Consider the following 19,850-nt stretch of genomic DNA (forward strand, 5'->3'; position numbering starts at 1 on the left):
GCGGAAAGGCGACGCACCGTGGGTCACTGTGCAATTCCGGGGGTGCGGAAAGGCGACGCACCCTGGGTCACTCTTGCGACGAACGTCCGCTCTCGGTGTAGGCCGGGCCGCCGCCGAGGTTGGCGAGGGCGGCGGTGATCCGGCGTGCGGTGAAGTCGGCGCACCGCTCGGCGATCTCGTCGGGGGTGAGGAAGGCGGCCTCGCGGATCTCGCGCGCCTGGGGCACGATCCGTTCGGTGACGGTTGCCGGGTGAACCCCGCCGTCGAAGACGAGGCACAGCGCGTCGTCCCAGCCGCCCCACGGCGGCAGCCAGTCGGTCAGCAGCAGCCGACCCGACGGGATGTCGAGCGCGAGCTCCTCGGTGACCTCACGACCGGCCGCCAGCTGGGGCGACTCGCCGACCTCGACGACGCCGCCGGGCAGGTCCCAGTCGTTCTTGTAGGTCAGCCGGCACAGCAGGACCCGGGCGTCCGGACCCTCGGCGTCGCGGATCAGCATCTGCCCGATCGCGCGCTTGCGGGGGAGGAACGAGTTGAGCAGGGAGCGGAAGGCGCTGGGGTCGGTCAGCGGCGGGTCGGTGGCCAGGCGGGCGAGGACGACGTAGCCCTCGGTCTCGGCGCGATCACCGGTCCCGGGGGCGACACGCCTGATCCCCTCGCGCCGCAGGCCGGACCGGGTGGCGACGCGGAGCGAGCTCTCGTTGCCGGGCTCGACCAGGGCCTGGACCCGGGTGAAGCCTCGACCGCCCTCCGACGCCGAGGTCAGGGCCCAGTCAGTCACCACGCGAACGGCCCGGGTTGCCCAGCCCTGGCCACGGTGGCCGTCGTAGAGCCAGTAGGACAGCTCGCCGGTGTGCTCGTCGACCGGACGCAGCTCCACGGTGCCGACCGGCTCGTCCTCGACGTCGACGACGAAGCTGATCCGGCCGATCGACGCGTGCTCGCCCCGCCACCGATGGACCACGGTGCGCCAGTCGTCGAGGGTCGGCTTCTCGCGCTCGCCGAACCAGTGCCGCAGCTGCTCGTCATGGCCGGCGTGGGTCGGCTCCACGTCCTCGTCACGCCAGGGCCGCAGCGTGACCGTGCCGTCGGTGAGCGTCGGCTGGTCGGTCACCGGATCAGGCTAGTCGTCCTCCGGTGAGGCGACGGCGCCCGGTGCGGTGCTCGACGACGGAGCCGCCGTCGTGGCCTGGCGGCGGAGCCACAGCGTCGCGAGCGGGGGTACGACGATGTCGGCGTGGGCCGGCATCGAGCCGTGCTGGCCCTCGACCGCGAGCACCGAGCCGAGGTTGCCGACACCGGAGCCGCCGTAGATGCCGGCGTCGGTGTTGAGCGCCTCGGTCCACAGCCCGGCTGACGGCAGCCCGAGCCGGTAGCCGTCGTGGGGCGTGGCCGCGAAGTTGGTCACGCAGACGAGGTCGGGGTCACCCGAGCCGTGGGGGGCGCGGCGCACGAACGAGTAGGTGTTGCGGCCGGCGTCGTCGGCGTCGATCCACTCGAACCCGGCGGCCGACACGTCCCCGGCCCAGGCGGCCGGGGTGGCGACGTAGGTCTTGTTGAGGTCGCGCACGAGGTCGGACAGGCCACGGTGCTCGGGGTGCTCGAGCAGCCACCAGTCGAGCTCGCGCGACTCGGCCCACTCGGACTCCTGGCCGATCTCGCACCCCATGAAGAGCAGGTGCTTGCCGGGGTGGGCCCACATGAACGCGTAGTAGGCGCGCAGGTTGGCCAGCTGCTGCCAGCGGTCGCCGGGCATCTTGCGCAGCAGGGAGCCCTTGCCGTGGACGACCTCGTCGTGCGAGAGGGGCAGCACGAAGTTCTCGGTCCAGGCGTAGGTGATGGCGAAGGTGAGGTCGTGGTGGTGCCACTGGCGATGGACCGGCTCGCGCGCGAGGTAGTCGAGCGTGTCGTGCATCCAGCCCATGTTCCACTTGAAGCCGAAGCCCAGCCCGCCCTCGGACGTGGGGGCGGTGACGCCCGGCCACGAGGTCGACTCCTCGGCGATGGTGCAGACGCCGGGGACCCGGCGGTAGACGGTGGCGTTCATCTCCTGGAGGAACTGCACGGCCTCCAGGTTCTCGCGCCCGCCGTGCTTGTTGGGCGTCCACTCGCCCTCCTTGCGGGCGTAGTCGAGGTAGAGCATCGAGGCGACGCCGTCGACCCGCAGGCCGTCGGCGTGGAACTCCTCGAGCCAGTAGAGCGCGTTGGCGTAGAGGAAGTTGCGGACCTCGGGGCGACCGAAGTTGAAGATGTGGGAGCCCCACTCCTGGTGCCAGCCGCGCTGGGGGTTGGGGTCCTCGTAGAGGGCGGTGCCGTCGAACTTGACCAGCGCCCACTCGTCGGTCGCGAAGTGCCCGGGCACCCAGTCGAGGATGACGCCGATGCCGGCGCGGTGCAGCGCGTCGACGAGCCGCTTGAACCCGTCGGGGTCGCCGAAGCGGGAGTCGGTCGCGAAGTAGGACGTCACGTGGTAGCCCCACGAGCCCCCGAACGGGTGCTGCATGACCGGCATCAGCTCGACGTGGGTGAACCCCAAGTCGGCCAGGTAGGGGACCAGGCCCTCGGCCATCTCGTCGTAGGACCAGAACCGGCCGCCGGGGTGACGCTTCCACGAGCCGAGGTGCATCTCGTAGACCGACATCGGCTCGTCGATCGGGTTCTTGGCGGCGCGTGCGGCCATCCAGGCGTCGTCGGCCCACTCGTGGGTCGACTCGAAGACGCGCGAGGCGGTGTCGGGTGCGACCTCGGCGTGGGCGGCCATCGGGTCGGCCTTCTCGCGCCACTGGTCGTCGGCCCCGAGCACCTGCAGCTTGTAGGACGTCCCGCTGCCGGCACCGGGGACGAACAGCTCCCAGATCCCGGAGCTGCCGAGCTGGCGCATCGGGTGCTCCCGGCCGTCCCAGCTGTTGAAGTCGCCCTTGACCCGGACGGCTCGCGCCGACGGCGCCCAGACCGCGAACGACGTGCCGGAGACGGCGCCGCCGAGGGGCTCCTCGTAGTGGTGGACGCGGGCGCCGAGGACCTGCCAGAGGTTCTCGTGGCGACCCTCGTTGACCAGGTGCAGGTCGACCTCGCCGAGCGTCGGCAGGAACCGGTAGGGGTCGTCGACGACGATCTCGCCCTGGCCGTAGTCGACGACGAGGCGGTAGCCCGGGACGTCGGCGATCGCGGCCGCGCCGGCCCAGATGCCGCCGTGCTCGTGGGTGAGCGGTACGTCGGTCTCGCCGAAGCGTACGGTGACGCGCTCGGCCAGCGGCTTGAGGGCGCGGAAGGTCACCTGCTCGTCGTGTGCGTGCGGCCCGAGGATCGCGTGCGGGTGCCCGTGCTCGCCACGGACGATCTGGTCGAGCTCCTCCCGGGAGACGGCGAGCGGGGTGACGACGACTGTTTGCTTGCTCATGCGGAGGCTCCGATCCGCGCGACGGCGGCCAGGGGGATGTCGACCCAGGTCGGCCGGTTGCGGGTCTCGTAGACGGTCTCGTAGACGGCCTTGTCGGCCGTGTACGCGGTCACCAGCGTGCGCTGGTCGGGCTCGAGGTCGCCGCCGGCGTAGGCGGCCAGGAAGTAGCGCTGGTTGCGCTCGACCCACTCGGCGCCCCGCAGTCGCAGCTCGGCCAGGGCGGCCTCGTCGAGCTCGTCGTGGCTGCGCTCCACGGCGTGGGCGGCGTAGTCGAACGAGCGGAGCATCCCGGCGACGTCGCGCCAGGGCGAGTCGGGGAGCAGCCGCTCGGCGAGCGTCTTGGCGGGCTCGCCCTCGAAGTCGACGATCTTCCAGCCGAGCGCGGTGCGCAGGGTCTGTCCGAGGTGCAGGTCGCCGTGGACGCGCTGCACCGGCAGGTCGCCGAGGCCGGCGAGCTGGTCGAACAACGCCCGCAGCGACGCCTCGTGCGGCGCCAGCAGCGGTGCCACCGCGAGGGCGACGTCGAGGCGTGCGTTCATCCGGGTGGCCGTCTCGGCCGCGGTGACGGTCTCCTCGCCGAAGTGCTCGCGCAGGACGACGTGGACCTCCCGCAGGGTGTCACCGAGACGACCGGACTCACCCGAGAAGTCGCCGCCGGCCTCGCGGGCCGCCAGCTCGGGCTCGGCGTAGAGGTTGCGGACGGAGGTGAGCGCCAGGTCCCAGCCGTCGGTGGCGGTGCGCAGGAACTGCTGCAGCATCCCGAGGTGGGTGTCGCCGTGCTCGACCCAGCCGTAGAGGTGCGCCACGTCGGGGGAGTCGGCCAGGGTGAGGGCCTCGTGCGTGGTGATGTCGGGGTTGGGCCCGGGCGTCACCTTGCGGAACAGCTTGAGCACGGAGTCCTCGCCGAAGGCGACCGACGAGTTGGACTGCTCGCCGGTGAACAGCGATCCGGTGACGTCGAGGTCGACCTCCTGGCCGGGCAGGCGGTGGAACGTGAGCCCGCCCGCCTCGGCCGGACCCTCGGCCGCGGCACCGAACGCCTGCAGCCACAGGCCGGTGGCCTCGCGGTCGTGCAGGGCGTCGTAGGCGTGGACCCAGCCGATGTCGTCGTCCTCCCACCACCCGACGAACGCGTGGTCGAGGCGGTGCTCGGGGTCGGTGTAGTAGCTCAGCGGCACCTGGTAGAGGTCGGTGCTGCCGTCGTCGGCGTAGGTGAGCTCGACCAGCAGCACGTCGACCGTGGGGTCGCCCGTGCCGAGCAGGCCGAGGCGGCGTACGTCGGTCACCGCGAAGTCACGGCCCTTGCCGCCGAACCAGCGGGTGCGGGCGAGGTAGGGCGCGAAGACGCTGGGGTCGAGGCCCTGGGTGGGTGCGCTCACAGCAGCTGCCCTTCGTCGGGGTGCTCGCCCGGCACGAGGCGGAACCAGTAGAACCCGTAGCCGCTGAGGGTGAGCAGGTAGGGCAGCTCGCCGACCGCGGGGAACTGGACGCCGCCGAGCATCTCGAACGGCACCATCCCCTCGAAGCGCCGCAGGTCGAGCTCGACCGGCTGCGGGAAGCGCGACAGGTTGTTGACGCACAGGATGATGTCGCCCTGGTGCTCGCGCGTGTAGGACAGCACGCTGGAGTTGGAGCCGCCGAGGTCGTGGAACTCGCCGAGGCCGAACGCCGGGTGCTGGCGCCGGGCGTGGATCATCCGGCGGTTCCAGTGCAGCAGGGACGACGGGTTCTCGAGCTGGGCCTCGACGTTGACGCTCTGGTAGCCGTAGACCGGGTCCTGGATCGCCGGCAGGAAGAGCTTGCCGGGGGTGGCCGCGGAGAAGCCGGCGTTGCGGTCGGGCGTCCACTGCATCGGCGTGCGCACGCCGTCACGGTCGCCGAGCCAGATGTTGTCGCCCATGCCGATCTCGTCGCCGTAGTAGAGGACGGGGGAGCCGGGTAGCGACAGCAGCAGCGCGTTGAAGAGCTCGATCTGGTCGACGTCGTTGTCGAGGAGGGGGGCCAGCCGGCGGCGGATGCCGATGTTGGCCTTCATCCGGGGGTCCTTGGCGTACTCGCCCCACATGTAGTCGCGGTCCTCGTCACTGACCATCTCGAGCGTGAGCTCGTCGTGGTTGCGCAGGAAGATGCCCCACTGGCAGCCCGACGGGATCGGCGGTGTCTGCTCGAGGATCTCCGAGATCGGGAAGCGGGACTCGCGACGCACGGCCATGAAGATGCGCGGCATCACCGGGAAGTGGAAGCACATGTGGCACTCGTCGCCACCGGACTCGAAGTCGCCGAAGTAGTCGACGACGTCCGAGGGCCACTGGTTGGCCTCGGCCAGCAGCACCTTGCCGGGGTACTTCTCGTCGACGAACCGGCGGACCTTGCGCAGGAACTCGTGGGTCTCGGGAAGGTTCTCGCCGTTGGTGCCCTCGCGGACGTAGAGGTAAGGCACCGCGTCGAGGCGGAACCCGTCGAGGCCCATGTCGAACCAGAACGAGATGGCCTCGAGGATCGCGTCGTGAACCTTCGGGTTCTCGTAGTTGAGGTCGGGCTGGTGGGAGAAGAACCGGTGCCAGAAGTACTGCTGGCGCACGGGGTCCCAGGTCCAGTTCGACGGCTCGGTGTCGACGAAGATGATGCGGGCGTCCTGGTACTTCTCGTCGGTGTCGGACCAGACGTAGAAGTCGCCGTAGGGGCCGTCCGGGTCCTCGCGGCTGGCCTTGAACCAGGCGTGCTGGTCGCTGGTGTGGTTGGCGACGAAGTCGATGATCACCCGGATCCCGCGGGCGTGGGCCTCGTCGAGGAAGTGGTGGAAGTCGTCGACGGTGCCGGCCTCGGGAAGGATGTCGGTGTAGTCGGCGACGTCGTAGCCCCCGTCGCGCAGCGGCGAGGAGAAGAACGGCGGCACCCACAGGCAGTCGACGCCGAGCCACTGCAGGTAGTCGAGCTTCTCCGTGAGGCCCTTGAAGTCGCCGGTGCCGTCACCGTTGGAGTCGCGGAAGCTGCGGACCATCACCTCGTAGAACACGGCGGTCTTGAACCAGTCGGGCGTCTGGTTGACCGGGTCGCCCGGGTGGGCCTCGAGGACCGGCTGGTCGACCGGCTCGCCGGTGGTGGGCGGGCTGACCTCGATCTCGGTCGTCGGGGAATCGGTGCCGGCGGTGGTGCTGCCGGTTCCGGTGGTGGTCGTGGGTGGAGGGGTGCTCATACGTCCTTCCTGAGCGTGAGGACGTGCGCGGGCTCGTGGTGGGGGTCCAGGCGCACGTAGTTGTGCTCGGCCCAGGTCCAGTCGGCGCCGGTGATCTCGTCGTGGACGTCGAACGAGTCGCTCCAGTCGAGGCCGAGCGCGGGCATGTCGAGGTGGATGGTGGTCTCGCGGGTGCCGTGGGGGTCGAGGTTGACCACCACGACCACGACGTCGTCGCCGGCGTCGGTGCTGGCGCGCTTGGAGAACACCAGGACGTTCTCGTCGTCGGCGGAGTGGATCGTGATGTTGCGCAGCCGCTGCAGCGCGACGTGCTCGCGACGGATCTCGTTGAGACGCGTGATGTAGGGCGCGAGCGAACGGCCCTCGGCCTCGGCGGCCTCCCAGTCGCGGATGCGGATCTGGTACTTCTCCGAGTCGAGGTACTCCTCGCTGCCGGGCTTGACCGCGACGTGCTCGTAGAGCTCGTAGCCGGCGTAGACGCCCCAGCTGGGCACGCTCATCGACGCCAGGACGGCACGCACCTTGAAGACCGGCGGGCCGCCGTACTGCAGGTGCTCGGGGAGGATGTCGGGGGTGTTGACGAAGAAGTTGGGCCGCATCACGTGGTCGGACTCGCTGCTGACCTCGCGCAGGTAGTCCTCGATCTCCCAGCGGGCCACGCGCCACGTGAAGTAGGTGTAGCTCTGGTGGTAGCCCACCGAGCCCAGGCCGTGCATCATCGGCGGCTTGGTGAACGCCTCGGACAGGAAGATCACGCCGGGGTCGATCCGCCGCACCTCGCGCAGCAGCCACTCCCAGAAGGCGAGCGGCTTGGTGTGCGGGTTGTCGACGCGGAAGATCCGGACGCCGTGGCTCATCCACAGCCGGACGGTGCGCAGCACCTCGCGGCAGATGCCGGTCGGGTCGTTGTCGAAGTTGACCGGGTAGATGTCCTGGTACTTCTTCGGCGGGTTCTCGGCGTAGGCGATGGTGCCGTCGGCACGGGTGGTGAACCACTGCGGGTTGCTGGTCACCCACGGGTGGTCGGGAGCGGCCTGGAGCGCGAGGTCGAGGGCGACCTCGAGCCCGAGCTCACCGGCGCGGGCCACGAAGGCGTCGAAGTCGGCGAAGGTGCCGAGGTCGGGGTGGATGGCGTCGTGACCGCCGTCCTTGCTGCCGATCGCCCACGGGGAGCCGGTGTCGTCCGGACCGGGGGTCAGGGTGTTGTTGGGTCCCTTGCGGTTGACCTCGCCGATCGGGTGGATCGGCGGCAGGTAGATGACGTCGAAGCCCATCGCGGCCACGCCCTCGAGCCGCTTGGCGGCGGTGCCGAAGGTGCCGCTGGTGATCTTGCCGGTGGTCTCGTCGGCGACCGCACCCTCGGAGCGGGGGAAGAACTCGTACCAGCTGCCGTAGAGCGCGCGCTCGCGGTCGGCGTACGCCGGGAAGGGTCCCGCCACGCTGACCAGCTCGCGCAGCGGGTTGGCGGCGAGCACCGCGGTGACGTCGTCGGCGAGGATCTGCGCGAGCCGGGCCTCCGGCGGCCGGGTGGTGTCGGTCGCCGCCGCGATGGCGGCGTCGACGACGGCCGCGTCGGGGCCGGCGGCGAGGGTGGCGCGGACCCGCTCGAGGAGCAGGCGCCCCTCGGTGAACATCAGCTCGACGTCGATCCCGGCCGGGATCTTGATGCCGGCGTCGTGCTGCCAGGTCGCGACCGGCGCCGAGAAGGCCTGGACCTCGAACGTCCAGGCTCCCGGGGCGTCGGGTGTCACCCACGCCAGGTAGCGGTCGACGGGGTCGGTCTGCTTCACCAACGGCACCGGCGGCCGACGCTCGCCCGTCGGCGAGGTCAGGACCACCTCCGCGCCGAGCTTGTCGTGACCCTCGCGAAAGATCGTCGCCGAGACCGGGAAGGGCTCGCCGACGGTGGCTTTTGCGGGGAGTCGTCCGAGGTCCACCACGGGGTGGACGTCCATGACGGGAATGCGTCCGACCATGCGAACCACCCTTGCGGGTCGCACCAGCCGCTGCAACCTCAGGTGGGGTGAAGCGCGGCGTGGTCCCCGCGACACCGCACGACACCGGGCGCGGTGAACCCCCCATGAGGTCCACCGCGCCCGGTGCGGTGCTGCCGGTAGGACTACCGGCGGAAGGAGCGCTCCGGGTTGTCGATGCCGTACGACGACCGCCAGGACGGGAACCTCGTCGTGAAGGCCTGGAACTCGGCGACGTGGGCGATGGTGCCGCGGTCGGAGCCGGTCTTGCAGTCGGTCGTGTTGAGCGGGTCGCTGTCGAGCTCACCGGCGTAGCCGGCGAACCCGGTGCACTGGTTCTCGAGGACGACGAGGCGCAGCGCGGCGGCCCGGGTGGGCTTGATGGCGAAGGCCCGCATGTTGAGCGTCGGCGCGACCGGACGGGGACGCGCCGACGGGAACGCGTTGTCCTTGGACACGAAGACCCGGCGCCACTTCGCCTTCGGGGAGGCACACGCCTTGACGCACGACTCGATGGCGAACTTGCGCAGCGCGGTGAAGCGCGAGCCAGCGTCGGGGTCGGCGTCGAACTTGGGCCGGAGGTAGGCGCTGACCGCGACGGTCTTGATGACCACGGGCTTCTTGCCGGCCAGGTCGACGTCGATCGAGGGGTGCGAGGCGTCGACGTTGGCGGTGGTGGCGACGCCCCAGCCGTAGTTCTCGGTGCCGTCGATCAGCTGGTTGGGGCGGCGGCTGGTGCCCTTGGAGCCGATGATCTTGCCGCCCGAGGCCGTCGACAGGTAGTTCTTGCTGGTCGCGACCCGCTTGACCTGGACGCGCTGGCCCTTGACGACCGTGAGCTTGAACCGCATGAACCCCTGGCGCTTGCTCGTGAGGAGCATGTCGTAGCGACCGGGGGTGAAGTAGGCCGCGTTGGTCTTCTTGGTGCGCCTAGTCGTGTCGGCGACGGTCGTGGCGCGGGCCATGTAGTCACCCACGAAGATCGACGAGCCGGCCTTGACCTTGAAGACGACCTTGGTGTTGGCCTTGGCCCCGCCGATGGACTTGAAGCTCGGGGTCGGGTTGGTGTCCTCGCCGTCCTTGGACCGGGCGCCCACACCCATGCCGCGGCGGGCGAACGCGTCCCACAGCACCTTGTGGTTGGCGCCCTTGAACCGCAGCTTGTCGCTGGCGAGCATGCTGTCGCGCGCGTCGAGCATGGTGGTCGCGCCCTGCTGGAACAGGAACGAGTCGAAGACCATCTGGATCCAGCGCCGGTTGCCCGGGCACTTGTCGGCCGCGAGCGGGCTGGCGTCGGCCCGGCCCTCGGCGCAGCGCAGCTGCAGCGCCTTGTTCGCGTAGGGGAACTGCTTGTTGTACTTCTTGACGAGCGCCTGGCGGACCTCCCACTGGGTGCCGTTCCAGATCTCACCGTCGGCGTGAACCTCGGGACCGGTGGTGTCGAATCCGTAGTCGGAGTAGTTGAGCGGGTTCTTGTTGATCGAGTAGTCACGGATCGCGACGCTCTTGTTGCCGGTGGCGTAGGCGCCGACGGCCCAGACGTTGCCCCCGTTGGAGTAGCCGTGGGCGAACTGGTACTCCGCGGCGTCCTGGTCGCCCCAGGCCTCACCCATGGCGCCGCCCTGCTCGGAGGTCAGGCCCTCGTCGGGCCCGGCGACCATCCGGTTGCTGATGGCGTGGGTGTACTCGTGGCCGACGATGCCCATGTCGAGCCCGCCGTCGGTGCAGGGCGAGTAGAAGGCACCGGCGAGGGGCTGGAAGAGGTACTGGTTGGTGATGCCGGGGATGCCGTCCTGCATGGCGATCTGGTTGGCGTTGTCGCGCCCCAGACCCGTCACCTGGCCGCCGATGGCGCCGGCCTGGACGTTGCCGATCTCGGCGTCCGCGCCGACCCCGCCGCGACCGCCGTTGTCGGTCTGGAGGTTGTAGTTGGCCTCGGTGAAGCCGAGGTAGTAGGCCCAGTCGTGCATCCGGTTGTGGACGACGAACAGGTTGGCGACCGAGAAGTTGATGTCGTTGCCGCCGGGGACCAGCTCGGCCGGGTTGCACCGGCTGTTGTTCCACGCGTCCGTGAAGGGCTGGCGGTAGTCGCCGGTGGCCGAGACGGGCGCCTGGAAGAGGCCGCCCGGCGTCAGCGGGCTGACCCAGGCCTCGTGCGAGTTGGCGTTGTTGCCGATCGTCGTGTTGGACGAGACGCCCGTGGGACTGAGGGTGTCCCACGGGCCGAAGGCCTGGATGTTCTTGAGCTGGCCGGTGGGGAGCGTGCAGCCCGCGACCTGGATCCAGCAGCCGACGACCGCGTTCCTCGGGGTCTGCGTCGAGGAGTCGAGGGTCGGGTTGGCGGTGAAGAAGCGCCACTTGGGGTTGTACGTCGTGCTCACCGTCGGCGCACCCATGTCGGAGGTGCTGACCGTCAGCGCGTAGTTGTAGGGCGGCAGCAGCGGCACGTCGGGGCTCTCGAACGGGCAGACCTCGGCCTTCCAGGTGCCGGCCGGGATGGCGCTGCCGGGGGCATAGCTGAGGACCTCGGGGCTGGTCAGGAGGTCCTGGGCCGCCACGGCCTGGCCGGACGGGTTGTAGAGGTTGATCGTGATGTCGTTGACGGTGTTGACCGCGGCCGCGACGACGGTGATCGACTTCGTCGCGGTGCCGGTGATCTCGAACGCGTGCTTCGGGCCGCAGCCGGTCGCGGTGATGGCGCCGGTGAAGGGGAAGGTGCCGCTGCTGCGGGGGGCGGTGACGACCTGCGGCACGCTGGCGACGGTGCTGGCCACGGTGCTGGCCACGGTGCTGGGTCCGGCCGTGTCAGCGGCGTTCTCGACCTTGTTCTCGCGGTGGAGGATGCGGCCGTCGACGCCGTCGACGAGCACGGTGTAGGCCTTGGTCGTGCCGCCCTGCACGTCGATGACGTTGGCCTCGAGGACCGGTCGGACCGAGCCGTCGGCCTTGGCCAGCGCCCGCACCCGGACCTGCTGCTCCTGGACGAGGCCGGGCACGTCGAGCCGGGTCCAGCCCTTGGCCACCGTGCGGGTGATCGTGCCGAGATCGACGGGGAGCTTGAGGTCGACGTTGGTCGCCGCCTTGAGCCAGCCGGCGACCGGGCTGATCTTGAGCTCGGGGATCTGCTGGGTGGTCTTGGTGATCGACGACGAGACGTAGACGATCTCGCCGTTGCCGACCCCGACCGTGACGGCGCTCCCGAGGGCCGGGAGCAGGCCGCCGAAGGTCTGCCGGAAGAAGACGGCGTGGCCGTCGGAGCCCGTCAGCTCCTGGTCGATGGCCTGCATGCCGAGGACCTGGCTCCGGGTGATGCCGAACAGGTCGGCGTTGCTGCTCAGCCAGCTGCGGGCAGCGGCGACGGGGTCCTTCGAGGTGGCCCTCGCCAGCACGCCGTCCTCCGGGAGGATCGAGGCCGGGGTGCCCATTGCGTTCCAGCGCAGCTCGACCGCGCCGAGCCGGGAGGCGGCCCGCTGCTGGGTCAGGCTCGGGAGGGCGGTGCCCCGCACGTCGACGTCGCCGAGCCCGGCGACCGGGTCGCCGATGCCGCGGAAGGACGTCGACAGGTCGGGGACCTTGCCGGTCGGGGCCTTGGCCGACGTCGCGGCGTCGGGGTTCGAGCCGGAGTTGTCGGCGAGGGCCGGCAGCTGGTTGAGGCCCGGGACCAGGGTGACGGTCAGCAGGGCGACCGTCGCCACCGTGGAGCGGCGGCGACGTATCGAGAGGGAGGTCATGCCCGGTCAACGGCCCGGGAAGCCCGGCGTTATGCGCTGCCTCGGGGAATTGTCAGACGAACCTGTCCTGCCGGACTTGGACGATCACTTGGATCGATCCAAGGATCGGCGCTAGCGTCGTCCCGTGCGCGCTATCCGTCGATTCACCGTCCGTCCCGTCCTGCCCCCGGCCCTGGCCGCCCTGGGGGAGCTCGCGGTCAACCTGCGCTGGTCCTGGCACCCGGAGACGCAGGACGTCTTCGTCGAGGTCGACCCCGACCTCTGGGAGTCCACCGGGCGAGACCCGGTCCGGCTGCTGGGCGCGGTGAGCCGCGAGCGGTTCGACGAGCTCGCCGCCGACGAGGGCTTCCTGGAGCGGCTCCGCGCCGCCCGCGCCGACCTCGAGCACTACCTGACTGCTGACCGCTGGTACCAGCGCCGGGTCGCCGCCGACGGCGGCTCCGGCGGCCCCGGCCCGCGGGCCGTCGCCTACTTCTCGCCCGAGTTCGGCATCACGGCCGTGCTCCCGCAGTACTCCGGCGGACTCGGCATCCTGGCCGGCGACCACCTCAAGGCTGCCAGCGACCTCGGCGTGCCGATCGTGGGCGTCGGTCTCCTCTACAAGCACGGCTACTTCAAGCAGTCGCTCTCCCGCGAGGGCTGGCAGCAGGAGACCTACCCGGTCCTCGATCCCGACGAGCTGCCGATCTCGCTGCTGCGCGAGCCCGACGGCTCCCCGGCCTCGATCTCGATCCAGATGCCCGACGGCCCCGACCTCGTGGCCCGGATCTGGGTCGCCAGCGTCGGCCGGGTGCCGCTGCTCATGCTCGACACCGACGTCGAGGGCAACCCCGAGCACTACATCGACGTCACCGACCGGCTCTACGGCGGCACGTCCGAGCACCGCCTGCGCCAGGAGCTGCTCCTCGGCGTCGGCGGCGTCCGTGCGCTGCGCGTCTTCTCCCGCATCACCGGCGCCCCCGAGCCCGAGGTCTTCCACACCAACGAGGGTCACGCCGGCTTCCTCGGCATCGAGCGCATCCGCGAGCTCACCGTCGCCACGAGCGGCCCGCAGCTCGACTTCGAGACCGCCCTCGAGGTCGGCCGCGCCTCGACGGTCTTCACCACCCACACGCCCGTGCCCGCCGGCATCGACCGCTTCCCCCGCTCCCTGGTCGAGCAGTACCTCAACGACGAGGGCGGCGCGACGCCCGGCGTACCCACCGCCCGGATCCTGGCCCTCGGCACCGAGGACTACGCGGGCGGCGACGCCGGCGTCTTCAACATGGCCGTCATGGGCTTCCGCCTCGCCCAGCGCGCCAACGGCGTCTCCAAGCTCCACGGCGAGGTCAGCCGCGGCATGTTCCAGGGCCTGTGGCCCGCCTTCGACGAGGCCGAGGTCCCGATCGGCTCGATCACCAACGGCGTCCACGCGCCGAGCTGGGTCGCCCGCGAGGTGTTCGGCCTGGCGACGTCGCAGGGCGCCGATGGCGACGCCGACGGCACCGACAGCTTCTGGAACGCCGTCGACAAGGTCCCCGGCACCGACGTCTGGTCGGTCAAGCGCACCCTGCGCGAGCGGCTCGTCGTCGACGCCCGCAAGCGGCTCGCCAAGTCGTGGGAGAAGCGCGGCGCGGCCAAGGCCGAGCTCAAGTGGATCGAGGACGCCCTCGACCCCGACGTCCTCACGATCGGCTTCGCCCGGCGTGCGGCGTCCTACAAGCGGCTGACCCTGATGATGCGCGAGCCCGAGCGTCTCAAGGCCCTCCTGCTCCACCCCGAGCGCCCGGTCCAGCTGATCATCGCCGGCAAGGCCCACCCGGCCGACGACGGCGGCAAGAAGCTCATCCAGGACATCGTGCGGCTCTCTGACGACCCCGAGGTCCGCCACCGCATCGTCTTCCTGCCCAACTACGACATCGCGATGGCCAAGCCGCTCTACCCCGGCTGTGACGTCTGGCTCAACAACCCCCTGCGCCCCTACGAGGCCTGCGGCACCTCCGGCATGAAGGCCGCCCTCAACGGCGGCCTCAACCTGTCGGTCCTCGACGGCTGGTGGGACGAGTGGTACGACGGCGACAACGGCTGGGCCATCCCCACCGCCGACGGCGTCGACGACATCGACAAGCGCGACGACCTCGAGGCCGCGGCCCTCTACGACCTGATCGAGAACGAGGTCGCCCCGCGCTTCTACGACCTCGACCACGACGGCGTCCCCACGCGCTGGGTCGAGATGCTGCGCCACACCCTGAAGTCCCTCGGACCCAAGGTCCTGGCCACGCGCATGGTCCGCGACTACACGCGCCAGCTCTACGCCCCGGCCGCCATCAACGCCCGCGCGCTCAACAGCGACTACGAGGGCGCCCGCGACCTCGCGGCCTGGAAGGCCAAGGTCAAGGGCGCGTGGCCCGAGGTCCGTGTCGAGCACGTCGAGTCCAGCGGCGTCGGCGACGCCGCCGAGGTCGGTGCCAGCCTCACCGTCCGCGCCTTCGTCTGCCTCGGCGCGCTCGAGTCCTCCGACGTCGAGGTCCAGCTCGTCCACGGTCGCGCCCAGTCCGACGACACCCTCGTCGACACCACGGCCGTGGCCCTGACGCTCGCCGAGACCTACGACGGCGGCCGGCACCGCTTCGACGGCGACATCGCCCTCACCCGCAGCGGTCCCTTCGGCTACACCGTCCGCATCGTCCCCAGCAACGGGCTGCTGACGTCCTACGCCGAGCTCGGTGTGGTGGCGACGGCCTGACGTGCTGCGTGTGGGGACATACCCCCGGGGGTGTCGGAATCCCCGGCCGGCCGGGGAATCCAACCGTTGTCAGGGGTTGCAACCCCTGACAACGGTCGGATCTCCCTGACCAGCACCCGTTTCGCCGCCCCACCGGCACCCGCCACAGCCCCGCGCACGACGCGCCGGCCGGACGGTCGGCTCAGCAGCTGGGCACGGGCAACGACGCCGGACCCTGGATGAAGACGTTGTTGACGTAGCCCGCGACCGGGCTCGAGATCTGGGACCAGAGGTTGTTGGTGTAGCCGTTGGCCGTGACCGTCTCGCCGACGGTCTGGCACACGACGTAGACCGTGCCCGGGGCACCGAGGTTGCCGACGGGGGTGCCCGTGGTCGCGGGGGTCGGACGGACGTTGACGTCGGGCGCATAGACCTGGAACGGCGTGCCGCTCGGGCCGGTGGGCGGCGTGCCGCCCATGGTGGCCGCGACGTCGGCGCGCATCGCGTCGAGGTCGATGAACGACGGGTCGATCTTGCCGCTGGTGCTGGTCTCGCGGTGGCCGCGGGCGTAGGAGGCGTCGCGGCCGAGCCGGGTGAGGACGGCGGCGGTGGCCGCGACCGAGGCCGTGTACTGCGCCGAGGTCATCTCCTGGACCTGGCCCGCGCCGCCGTCGCCGGCGTAGTCGATCTCCCAGCCGATGAGCTGGACGTTGCCGCTGCCGGCGGGGATGGGGCCGCTGGCCCGCGCCGTACCGGCGTGGTTGGCGTAGTTGGCCGACACCAGGTGGAAGACGCCGTCGTAGTCGACGAGGGCGTGGCACAGCGGGCCCGGGAGGTCGGCGCGGCCGTTGATCACGACGCCGAGCGCCGGGGCGGGGTTGCTCGCGCTGCTGGGGGCGGCGGTGTGGTGCCAGAGCACGCCGATGGGGTTGAGGGTGCCGCTGGCGGTGCGGGTCAGCCAGCCGGGCTCCTCGACGACCGTGACGCCGGCCGCGCGCAGGACGTCACCGAGCCACGAGATCTGCACGGGTCACCGCCCCGCTCTCGATGAGGTCGGCCAGGCACTCGGGCTCGGCCGGGGCGGCGGTCTGCGCGGGCGCGGCCGGGAGCACGGCGACCGCGACGGGTGCCGCGAGGGCCCCGAGCAGCACCAGACGACGAGAGCGTGAGTGGGGCCGGGTGGGTCGCATGGTCCATGTCAGCACGGGCGCCGCCTCCCTGGCGTCGGGGAGATCCCTTGCGTGTCAGACCTCGCGCAGCACCACGACGCACGGCCCGGAGAGCGGGAGCGTCGTCCCGTCCTCGACGGCGGTCCCGACGAGGACGGTCGGGTCGGTCGACAGCACGACCTCGCCCGAGCGTGCCCACCCGTTGTCGGGCAGCACCAGGTCGACCGGGCCGGCGCCGGAGTGGAACCAGAGCACGAAGGACCGGTCCGACTGCTGCTCGCCGCGCGGGCTGGGGGAGCGCAGCGGGGTGCCGAGGACGAACATGCCGAGGGTGGCGAGCTTGTCGTCGTGCCAGTCGGCGGTGGTCATCTCGCGGCCCGCGGGGTGGAGCCACGCGAGGTCCTTGGGGCCGCCGACCATGGTGGGGCGCCCCTCGAACCAGTGCCGCTGCCGGAGCGCAGGGTGCTCACGGCGCAGGCGCAGCGCGGCCTTGGTGACCTCGTAGACGTCGAGCCAGGCGTCGTCGCCCTGCCAGTCGACCCACGAGATCTCGTTGTCCTGGCAGTAGGCGTTGTTGTTGCCGCGCTGGGTGCGGCCGCGCTCGTCGCCGGCCGTGATCATCGGGACGCCGTTGGACAGGCACAGCGTGGCCATCAGGTTGGACGCCGTACGACGCCGCGCGGCGACGACGCTCTCGTCGGAGGTCTCGCCCTCGGCGCCGTGGTTGGAGGACCGGTTGTCGTCGGTGCCGTCGCGGTCGTCCTCGCCGTTGGCCCGGTTGTGCTTGCGGTCGTAGCTGACGAGGTCGCGGACGGTGAAGCCGTCGTGGGCGGTGTCGAAGTTGACCGAGGCGTAGGGGGAGCGGCCGTCGTCGGCGTAGAGGTCGGATGACCCGGCGAGACGGGTCGCGACCTCGCGGATGCCGGCGGAGTGGCCGCGCCAGTAGTCGCGCATCGTGTCGCGGTAGTGGTCGTTCCACTCCACCCACGGCGGCGGGCAGTTGCCCACGAGGTAGCCGTCCATGGTCGCGTCCCACGGCTCGGCGATCAGCTTGACCCCGCGCAGCACGGGGTCCTGGCCGACGGCGGTCATGAAGCGCGAGCGCATGTCGATCTCGCGGTCGGTGCGCGACAGCGCCGACAGCAGGTCGAAGCGGAACCCGTCGACGTGCATCTCGGCGGCCCAGTAGCGCAGCGAGTCGAGGATGACGCGCAGCGCGAACGGGTCGTCGGTGTCGACGGTGTTGCCGCAGCCGGTGGCGTCCCAGTAGCTGTCGCGCTCGTCCTTGGCGCCCGCGTGGTCGGCGGGCGACGGGCGGCGGTAGAACTCGAGGTCGTCGAGCCCGCGGAATGCCAGCGTCGGGCCGTCCGGGCCGGCCTCGGCGGTGTGGTTGTAGACGACGTCGAGGTAGACCTCGATGCCTGCGGCGTGGAAGGCGCGGACCATCTCCTTGAACTCGGTGACCTGCCCACCCCGGTCGCCGGCCGACGAGTACGCCGCGTGGGGGGCGAAGAAGCCGATGCTGTTGTAGCCCCAGTAGTTGGACAGGCCGCGCGCGGCGACCGACGGCTCGGAGACGAAGTGGTGGACCGGCAGCAGCTCGACCGCGGTCACGCCGAGGTCGCGGAGGTAGTCGGTGACCGCCGGGTCGGCGAGCCCGGCGTAGGTGCCCCTCAGGTGCTCGGGCACCCGGTCGTGCAGCGCCGTCATGCCCTTGACGTGCAGCTCGTAGATCACCGTGTCGCGCCAGCGCTGGCGCTTGGGCCGCTCGCTGCCCCAGTCGAACTCGTCGGGACCGACGACGACGGCGACGGGCACGTGGCCGGCCGAGTCGAGGTCGTTGCGCAGCTCGGGCCGGTCGAGGTCGTGGGCGTAGACCGACTCGTCGGGCAGCAGGCGGCCGCTGACCGCGCGTGCGTAGGGGTCGAGGAGGAGCTTGTGCGGGTTGAACCGCGAGCCGGCGGCGGGGTCCCACGGTCCGTCGACCCGGAAGCCGTACGGTGTCCCGGGACCGACCCCCGGCAGGGCCCCGTGCCACGTCCCGAGGGTGCGCTCGGTCAGCTCGTGCCGGGTCTCGACGCCGTCGTCGTCGAAGAGGCACACCCAGGCCCGCGTCGCCCGCGGCGCGTGCACCGCGAAGTTGGTCGCCTCGGCGGACCAGGTGGCGCCGAGCGGCTCGAGCCGCCCCGGCCAGACGTCGGCGCGCTCGCCGAGCTCGTTCCAGACTCCGGGGGGCACCCGGGGAATGATAGGGAAGAGCGACACGGGTCCGACGCGGACCGGCCGAAGCCGAGCGAGAGGAACGACGATGGGTGAGTTCGTACGGCTGGAGGTCGCCGACGGGGTCGGCACGATCCGGCTCGACCGGCCGAAGATGAACGCGATCAGCGTCCAGGTCCAGGCCGAGCTGCGCGAGGTGGCCGCCGAGGCGACCGAGCGCGACGACGTCCGGGCCGTGGTCGTCTGGGGCGGCGAGCGGGTCTTCGCCGCCGGCAACGACGTCAAGGAGATGGCCGACCTCTCCTACACCGACATGGTCAAGGTCTCGGCCTCGGTGCAGTCGGCGGTCACCGCCGTCGCCCGCATCCCCAAGCCCGTCGTCGCCGCCATCACCGGCTACGCGCTCGGCGGGGGCTGCGAGCTCGCCCTCGCCGCCGACTACCGGATCGCCGCCGACGACGCGACCCTCGGCCAGCCCGAGGTGCTCCTCGGCATCATCCCCGGCGCCGGCGGCACCCAGCGGCTGACCCGGCTGGTCGGACCCAGCAAGGCCAAGGACCTCATCTTCACCGGCCGCTTCGTCAAGGCCGACGAGGCCCTCGCCATCGGGCTCGTCGACCGGCTGGTCCCGGCCGCCGACGTCCACGACGCCGCCGTGGCATGGGCCGGGCAGTTCTCGCGGGCGGCGGCGTACGCCCTGCGCGCGGCCAAGGAGAGCATCGACCGAGGGCTCGAGGTCGACCTCGACACCGGGCTCGAGATCGAGCGGGTGCAGTTCGCCTCCGTGTTCGCCACCGAGGACCGTGCCACCGGTATGCGATCGTTCCTCGAGAACGGTCCGGGCAAGGCAGAGTTCGAGGGGCGCTGAGGCATGGCCGACAAGACGACTGAGACGACCGAGACCACCGACTCGGGGACCACCACCAAGCGGCGGCCCTGGAGACGGGGCAGCACCTCCACCGCGACGTCCACCACGGCGGCCTCCTCGGGCGGGCCGGGAGGCTCGTCGCTGAGCGCCGACAAGCTGCGGGTCCTGCTGGCGCGCCTGCTGTGGGCGGTCAGCGCGGTCTTCGCGGTGATCCTCGCGCTCGCGGTGCTGCTGATCGCCGTCGAGGCGAACGCCGACAACGAGCTCGTCCGCTGGATCATCGCCCGCGCCGACAACGTCGACCTGGGCTTCTTCGACCTCGGCAACCCGATCAAGGACTTCGACGAGAAGAAGGGCGAGATCGACGACGTCAAGACCGCCCTCTTCAACTACGGCATCGCCGCCATCGTCTGGCTCGCCATCGGCAAGTTCCTCGACAAGGTCGTCCGCCCCTGACCTCCCGCCGACCCGTCGCACGAACGCGACGGGTCGGAGAGAAACCGCAGCAATCACGCGGACCCGGCGTAGATCTACGCCGGGGGCGCGTGTACTCGCGCGGGTGGATCGTTCCATTCGGGGCGTGGGCGTG

The 19,850-nt window shown here is 71.1% G+C and carries 12 protein-coding genes; 3 read left to right on the forward strand and 9 right to left on the reverse strand.

Features of this window, described 5'->3' with window-relative positions:
- Nucleotides 1-67: 67 nt before the first annotated feature.
- The 6 genes from Q7T52_RS06635 to Q7T52_RS06660 all read right to left on the reverse strand — a co-directional run bounded on the left by Q7T52_RS06635 (nt 68) and on the right by Q7T52_RS06660 (nt 12,300).
- Nucleotides 68-1,114 carry a GNAT family N-acetyltransferase gene (locus Q7T52_RS06635; RefSeq protein ID WP_304800635.1) on the reverse strand — a complete coding sequence of 349 codons (1,047 nt, stop codon included), beginning with the start codon at nt 1,112-1,114 and terminating at the stop codon, nt 68-70.
- Between the two features lie 9 nt (nt 1,115-1,123).
- Nucleotides 1,124-3,400, reverse strand: coding sequence for a 1,4-alpha-glucan branching protein GlgB (glgB, locus tag Q7T52_RS06640; protein WP_304800636.1), 2,277 nt, complete (start codon nt 3,398-3,400; stop codon nt 1,124-1,126).
- A complete protein-coding gene (locus Q7T52_RS06645; protein WP_304800638.1) occupies nt 3,397-4,779 on the reverse strand; it encodes a hypothetical protein in 1,383 nt (460 codons plus the stop codon). The genes glgB and Q7T52_RS06645 overlap by 4 nt, the downstream gene beginning before the upstream one ends.
- Nucleotides 4,776-6,596, reverse strand: a complete 1,821-nt coding sequence (gene treS / locus Q7T52_RS06650; RefSeq protein ID WP_304800640.1) for a maltose alpha-D-glucosyltransferase — start codon at nt 6,594-6,596, stop codon at nt 4,776-4,778. The genes Q7T52_RS06645 and treS overlap by 4 nt, the downstream gene beginning before the upstream one ends.
- Nucleotides 6,593-8,572, reverse strand: coding sequence for an alpha-1,4-glucan--maltose-1-phosphate maltosyltransferase (locus Q7T52_RS06655; RefSeq protein WP_304800642.1), 1,980 nt, complete (start codon nt 8,570-8,572; stop codon nt 6,593-6,595). Before Q7T52_RS06655 ends, treS begins: the two co-directional genes overlap by 4 nt.
- Nucleotides 8,573-8,715: 143 nt before the next feature.
- A complete protein-coding gene (locus tag Q7T52_RS06660; RefSeq protein WP_304800645.1) occupies nt 8,716-12,300 on the reverse strand; it encodes a M36 family metallopeptidase in 3,585 nt (1,194 codons plus the stop codon).
- Nucleotides 12,301-12,424: 124 nt separating this feature from the next.
- On the opposite strand from Q7T52_RS06660, the gene glgP reads away from it, so the two are divergent.
- Nucleotides 12,425-15,025 carry an alpha-glucan family phosphorylase gene (gene glgP, locus Q7T52_RS06665; RefSeq protein WP_304800647.1) on the forward strand — a complete coding sequence of 867 codons (2,601 nt, stop codon included), beginning with the start codon at nt 12,425-12,427 and terminating at the stop codon, nt 15,023-15,025.
- Nucleotides 15,026-15,206: 181 nt separating this feature from the next.
- Here the strand turns inward: glgP and Q7T52_RS06670 are convergent, their stop codons facing one another.
- Genes Q7T52_RS06670 through glgX form a run of 3 tightly spaced genes read right to left on the reverse strand, consistent with a single transcriptional unit; the run spans nt 15,207 to nt 18,411 of the window.
- The gene (locus tag Q7T52_RS06670; RefSeq protein WP_304800650.1) at nt 15,207-16,031 is read right to left on the reverse strand and encodes an N-acetylmuramoyl-L-alanine amidase; all 825 of its coding nucleotides are present in this window, start codon (nt 16,029-16,031) and stop codon (nt 15,207-15,209) included.
- On the reverse strand, nt 16,009-16,209 hold the full coding sequence (locus tag Q7T52_RS06675) for a hypothetical protein (RefSeq protein ID WP_304800652.1): 201 nt from the start codon (nt 16,207-16,209) through the stop codon (nt 16,009-16,011). The genes Q7T52_RS06670 and Q7T52_RS06675 overlap by 23 nt, the downstream gene beginning before the upstream one ends.
- Nucleotides 16,210-16,248: 39 nt before the next feature.
- Nucleotides 16,249-18,411: a glycogen debranching protein GlgX gene (gene glgX / locus Q7T52_RS06680; protein WP_304800654.1), complete on the reverse strand. Its 2,163-nt coding sequence runs from the start codon at nt 18,409-18,411 to the stop codon at nt 16,249-16,251.
- A 70-nt stretch (nt 18,412-18,481) separates the two neighbouring features.
- Here glgX and Q7T52_RS06685 point away from each other — a divergent pair, with 70 nt between their 5' ends.
- Together Q7T52_RS06685 and Q7T52_RS06690 are read left to right on the forward strand one after the other, a co-directional pair.
- On the forward strand, nt 18,482-19,261 hold the full coding sequence (locus tag Q7T52_RS06685; RefSeq protein ID WP_304800655.1) for an enoyl-CoA hydratase/isomerase family protein: 780 nt from the start codon (nt 18,482-18,484) through the stop codon (nt 19,259-19,261).
- Nucleotides 19,262-19,264: 3 nt separating this feature from the next.
- Nucleotides 19,265-19,717, forward strand: coding sequence for a hypothetical protein (locus Q7T52_RS06690; RefSeq protein WP_304800656.1), 453 nt, complete (start codon nt 19,265-19,267; stop codon nt 19,715-19,717).
- Nucleotides 19,718-19,850: the final 133 nt, after the last annotated feature.

It is taken from the genome of Nocardioides sp. (assembly GCF_030655615.1).
Taxonomy (GTDB): Bacteria; Actinomycetota; Actinomycetes; order Propionibacteriales; family Nocardioidaceae; genus Nocardioides.

Excerpts from the sequence above, each read along its gene's own strand:
- glgB (WP_304800636.1), bottom strand. The coding sequence starts at position 3,400 with ATGAGCAAGCAAACAGTCGTCGTCACCCCGCTCGCCGTCTCCCGGGAG.
- Q7T52_RS06685 (WP_304800655.1), top strand. The coding sequence starts at position 18,482 with ATGGGTGAGTTCGTACGGCTGGAGGTCGCCGACGGGGTCGGCACGATC.
- Q7T52_RS06660 (WP_304800645.1), bottom strand. The coding sequence starts at position 12,300 with ATGACCTCCCTCTCGATACGTCGCCGCCGCTCCACGGTGGCGACGGTC.
- treS (WP_304800640.1), bottom strand. The coding sequence starts at position 6,596 with ATGAGCACCCCTCCACCCACGACCACCACCGGAACCGGCAGCACCACC.
- Q7T52_RS06690 (WP_304800656.1), top strand. The coding sequence starts at position 19,265 with ATGGCCGACAAGACGACTGAGACGACCGAGACCACCGACTCGGGGACC.
- Q7T52_RS06655 (WP_304800642.1), bottom strand. The coding sequence starts at position 8,572 with ATGGTCGGACGCATTCCCGTCATGGACGTCCACCCCGTGGTGGACCTC.